Source organism: Candidatus Oscillochloris fontis, from assembly GCF_004138135.1.
GTDB lineage: Bacteria > Chloroflexota > Chloroflexia > Chloroflexales > Chloroflexaceae > Oscillochloris > Oscillochloris fontis.
In genome coordinates this window covers 1-4,781 of sequence record NZ_RYFD01000091.1, presented here as the reverse complement: position 1 = coordinate 4,781, position 4,781 = coordinate 1, and the positions used below count along the sequence as shown (strand labels likewise).

Annotated in this window: 7 protein-coding genes; 1 reads left to right on the top strand and 6 read right to left on the bottom strand. The window is 49.8% G+C overall.

What is annotated here, in order from left to right:
* Nucleotides 1-51 precede the first annotated feature (51 nt).
* The 3 genes from EKD03_RS17860 to EKD03_RS17850 form a co-directional block, all read right to left on the bottom strand.
* A complete protein-coding gene (locus EKD03_RS17860; RefSeq protein ID WP_129633762.1) occupies nucleotides 52-585 on the bottom strand; it encodes a hypothetical protein in 534 nt (177 codons plus the stop codon).
* A gap of 447 nt (nucleotides 586-1,032) precedes the next feature.
* Nucleotides 1,033-1,365: a DUF2442 domain-containing protein gene (locus tag EKD03_RS17855; RefSeq protein ID WP_129633760.1), complete on the bottom strand. Its 333-nt coding sequence runs from the start codon at nucleotides 1,363-1,365 to the stop codon at nucleotides 1,033-1,035.
* The gene (locus tag EKD03_RS17850; RefSeq protein ID WP_129633758.1) at nucleotides 1,346-1,582 is read right to left on the bottom strand and encodes a DUF4160 domain-containing protein; all 237 of its coding nucleotides are present in this window, start codon (nucleotides 1,580-1,582) and stop codon (nucleotides 1,346-1,348) included. Before EKD03_RS17850 ends, EKD03_RS17855 begins: the two co-directional genes overlap by 20 nt.
* Nucleotides 1,583-1,964: 382 nt before the next feature.
* On the opposite strand from EKD03_RS17850, the gene EKD03_RS18525 reads away from it, so the two are divergent.
* On the top strand, nucleotides 1,965-2,120 hold the full coding sequence (locus EKD03_RS18525; RefSeq protein WP_161569311.1) for a hypothetical protein: 156 nt from the start codon (nucleotides 1,965-1,967) through the stop codon (nucleotides 2,118-2,120).
* 121 nt (nucleotides 2,121-2,241) lie between these two features.
* Here the strand turns inward: EKD03_RS18525 and EKD03_RS18995 are convergent, their stop codons facing one another.
* From EKD03_RS18995 to EKD03_RS17835, 3 genes are all read right to left on the bottom strand, one after another.
* Nucleotides 2,242-2,571 carry a DUF5615 family PIN-like protein gene (locus tag EKD03_RS18995; protein ID WP_129633764.1) on the bottom strand — a complete coding sequence of 110 codons (330 nt, stop codon included), beginning with the start codon at nucleotides 2,569-2,571 and terminating at the stop codon, nucleotides 2,242-2,244.
* Nucleotides 2,555-2,788, bottom strand: a complete 234-nt coding sequence (locus EKD03_RS17840) for a DUF433 domain-containing protein (protein WP_129633756.1) — start codon at nucleotides 2,786-2,788, stop codon at nucleotides 2,555-2,557. Before EKD03_RS17840 ends, EKD03_RS18995 begins: the two co-directional genes overlap by 17 nt.
* Before the next feature lie 820 nt (nucleotides 2,789-3,608).
* A complete protein-coding gene (locus EKD03_RS17835) occupies nucleotides 3,609-4,325 on the bottom strand; it encodes a hypothetical protein (RefSeq protein WP_129633754.1) in 717 nt (238 codons plus the stop codon).
* Nucleotides 4,326-4,781 lie beyond the last annotated feature (456 nt).

Here is a 4,781-nt window from a genome sequence, read left to right as displayed (position 1 = left end):
ATTGGCTACCGCGACCTGGTACGGCATAGCCGTAATCAATTGGCAAGGACTTTACGACTGGTGTAGGATTGCTATAGTAGGCTCTATTGCTAAGCTAGTTGGCCTAATTGGTAACAAAGGGTTCTTTATTATTTGCCTGATGAAAATCGAAATCATAGTTATTGCGATTATCAATATTAGAGTAGTAATAATTCTTGAAGTACTGATCGATAAGATAGATACATTCAGACAACCAAACACACGTTTCTCTTCGATTTTTTGTACTTTTGGCTTATCTAATTCTAAAACAATATTGATAGTAAATTTACTTCCACTAATAATATCTCTTATTGTTATATCACCCAACTGGTTTCCTGACCCAAAAGACAAGAGAGTGTTATTACTTTGAATCTCACGATTAGCTAATCTAGTAAGCAAAGATGTTAGCTCGCTCGATTGATCTCTCGTCTGTTTGCTCACGTCATAGCGTCTCTTTCCATTTCCTAAAGCATCATCAATAATCTGTATCAGAAGAGGGATAGCACTATTTGTAGAGTCATAAGCAGCTTCACATAGTATCTTTCTTAGTTGATCTATATCACTCATTAGTTAATCCATAATAGCAAGCGATTCTGACTCATAATTTTAAAAAGTATAGTATCTTTCCATCAACTTGAAAACCTTGTTTCACAACCTCCTTTCCGATTTAATACAAATGTTCGGCATAGGCTTTTAGGGATGAGATGCCGCCCAACGCCAGCCTTCAGGTGCGCCGCTGGCAAACGTCCCGTGATCCGATTGAAGCTTGCCCAAGAAGGACATACCAAGAATGCACCGGGTTCGCAGGCCGCGCCAGCGGCGTCACCTGCGAGGCAATGTTGGGCGCGGGGCTGTTGATGACGGATGACTGCTTTTGCTTCCGGCACTGCGGACAAAAGAGGTCTTCCACGTTTTCCTGGCATGTTCCCGTGGTAGCGCCGTGAAGGGTGGGCACGGCACTGTTTGCGCGACTCCTGCCGTACCTCTGGTACGGCAGGAAGGTCGTTCTCCTGATCAGGAAGGTTCCTTCGGTGGTTCAGCGCGTGCTGGGATGGTTCGTTGCCGCAACCATCGCTGTAGGGATGTCTGACTCTCATTGGAGGCTTTTCCGCTCAGAAGATGGTCAACCTTAATGTCTTCGTCCAGATCGGGCCAATGAATGCCGATTCCATCTCCAATGAACCGCCAATGGTGTCGTTCTTGGGGCGTCCCATGCACTAAGCGAGGATACCACGTCAATGGCACAATAATGGTACGCCCATCGCGTAAATCAACGGTGAGCGCGTCGTCGGAAATGGTGACCTGCTGGGCGCGGGCCATCGCTCCATCAAGGGGTACAATGCTCATTCCATCCTCGCAAGAGCGTCTCGTGGTGTTCGTCGATAAGGCGCTGTATCCGCAGCAACTCACGGCGTCCGAAGCCGCCACTTTCGGAGAGACGAACCGGCATGAGCCAGAACTTGGCAATCTGGGAGTCCCGTTCGACATGGACATGTGCGGGTTCGTTGCAATCCGCCGAGTAGAAGAAAAAGCGATAGGGGCCGATACGCAAAATGGTGGGCATTCCCTCCTCCCGAACAGACCGCGTGATGCTGACTCCAAGATACAAGGGAAGCGTGTTCTATGTCAAGCGAGGAAACACGCATTTTCTCCTTTTTTGGCCTTGCCCCTGGCACGGCGCTGTCTCGGTGGGCATGGCGCGTCCTCAGCGCCTCCGCCTCCGTTGTTGGTGTCACGGCAGTGATGGTTGGCTCATCGTTCTTGACGCGATCTGTTGCCGAACAACCCCCATCAATTTCTGGTACGCCATTGATAGGTTGACACGGCGTTCGTGCTGCGATCTGTTGACGAACAACCCCCATCTATCGGTGGCACGGCACGGATCGCTGGCACGGCGCGCTCCCATCTGTGCCCCCTGGCACAACATCGCTCATCAGGTATTGACCATGCGATCCATCCCCAATCATGCATCGCCCGGACGCCTCAGCATCGTTGGCATGCCCCAAGGCTTCGGGCAGAGACGGCCCAACGCCAGCCTTCAGGTGCGCCGCTGGCAGATTCTCGTGATCGGAACGAAGCTCAACCCAGCAGGAAATGTCTAGAACGCACCCAGGTTCAGTCCGCGCCAGCGGCGTCACCTGCGAGGCGATGTTGGGCGGCGGATTGACAGAAGAAAGAGAAGGAGGGCTTTCCCATGCGTCTAGTGATTCTTACAGGAACGCATCAGTCTTCGCGCATGCCAATTTCGATCACCGAGCCAGGGAGCATCAAGGGAATTGCTTGTTGCACCTGTGGCATGAATGGCTGAAGGGTAAGAAGACGATTATCGTGGGCGACTAACACGATAATCCGATAGCGAATATTGCTCAGATCCTGCTGGTAACGTAAATTCTGATCCGATGTCAGAAATACATCGACAGACTCATTCATCAGACGTAAGAGTTCTCCATTCTTCTTACTTGACCATCCTCGCTCTTGAACGGTCGTTACCTCGTGTCCATTGAGGCGATATTTCAGCTTTCGCGGTAAACATTCGTCAAGCAGCACGCGCATCATTCATCTCCAGGACAAGCGCTTCTACGCGAGCTAAAACCGTATCTACTTGCTCCCGGCTGACCGATGGGAAATCGTCCAAGAAGGCCGTAATCGTGTCGCCTGCGCGGACATAATCGAGCAGATTTTTGACCGGAACCCGTGTACCGGCAAAGACCGGGGTTCCACTCAAAATATCTGGGGATCGGACAATGAGGATCGCCATCTTCGGAGTCATCACGCACCTCCTGTGTCGTGGCCTCTGGCGAACAGCGCTACGGTCAAGTATAGCATAGATGGTGAAAGAACGACGGAATAGATTACCATTATCTACGGAATGGCTCATCACCAAGATATAGAGGTGTTCGATGTGAAAAGAGTTTTACGGGATTAAGAGAACATCCTCATTGGTGGTATGTCCATCTCGTTCCGTCCGGCAAGGGTGTTGTCGGTTGAGGAGCCGCCCAACGCCAGCCTTCAGGTGCGCCGCTGGCAAACGTCCCGTGATCCGAACGATGTTTGCCCAGAAGGACATTTCCAGAATGCACCCAGTTCCCAGGCCGCGCCAGCGGCGTCACCTGCGAGGCGATGTTGGGCGGCGGGCTGGCGATGACCCGGTTTCCTCCCATTGTTGTCTCTTCAATATACGCTGCTCGTGGCGAATACCCCAACGGGCGTTCATCGTCGCCGATTCGCTAACGGGTGGTGAACATGGCTGATCGCTAACGGGTGTTCATCGTAGCCGATTCTCTTTCCTCGACGGACAGAGGCCGAAGCCGACTCCCTGACGGGACTCGAAGGTTGCCGACTCACCAACGGGCGCTGATCGAAACCGACTTAACGGGCTTGGAAGTCCGTCCCGACGCCCAACGCCTGCCTTCAGGTGCGCCGCTGGCAGCTTTCATAGATAGAGACAAACGACGGCACGAGGCGACATTCTAAAAAACTACCAAGTTTAGGGACGCGCCATGCCATGTTGGACGGCTTTGGTAGTGGTGTAAGTATTAATTTACTCTTTATCTTTCCCTGATGCAGGCTTTTGCGGTGGAGGCTTTATATCAGGCTTTTGATTTGTCGGGCGTGGATTCACGTTTCCTTTCTCGGCTTGAGCGCGATGAAGAGGTGGATCTACTATTTTGATTGGTGATTTGTCCTTGCTTTTGTCCTGTTCGCTCATGACATGTTTCCTTCTTAGGTTCTTCGAACCCTATACTGAAATCAGGTATTTCAATAGTCAAATCATCTCTTGATCGTGATATATACATAACAGGACAACTATATCTGAATTCACTTGTTGTGTTAGTGTAGACATCAACATCCGTTATTATCAATTCTCTCTCTTTATCTGTATTTGAATATGAAAGTATATGACCATAATATACCATATCGGTCTTGTAGTCTCGAACAAAGGCCCATTGATTTCCGTAGTTTTTGTAATAAAAATCCCATACATCTTTATTTCCAAACATACTCGTTACTCTTAGCTTGCGTCCAATCTTGTTTATTGTATCTTTTGTATACAAGAAAGAAGCTATGAAGGCTATTACAAAACTAATGGTTGCTGTAATGACTATCTCTAACCAATTTATCGGCACGCCATTATCAAGGAGTGCTTGTGATATCACAACTTGTGTATTTGTCCAGCCTCGATAATTAGTAAACGTTAGTCCTAATCCATAAATATTATAACTTAACAGAGAAAAAAGCGCCATTTCAAGGATGTCTTCCCAATCTTTATAGTTGTCGGGCCGCCCTTTTAGTGAGCGATAGGTCATTATTCCAATGAACCCTGGCAGTGAGAGGAGCAGTAGCCTGATTGTAAAATCACTTAAATTCATATAATCTCTGCAAGTTTCTTCATTACACTATACCATGGCGTTATTATAGCACAAATTTAGCCTTAAAATGGAATTTCTAGTAGTGGTAGCGTTTATGAGCCGCCCAACGCCAGCCTTCAGGTGCGCCGCTGGCAGCTTCCCGTGATCTGCATGAGGCTTGCCCACCAGGAAACACCCAGAATGCACCGGGTTCGCAGGCCGCGCCAGCGGCGTCACCTGCGAGGCGATGTTGGGCGGGGGGATGACTCGCAGACGGGCAATGAAGGTCGCAGACTCGATGACGGGCATTGAGGTCGCAGACTCGTTGACGGGCACCGAAGGTCGCAGACTCGTGCGGTGGCATTGAAGGTCGCAGACTCGTGCGATGGCATCGAAGGTTGCAGACTCGCAGAC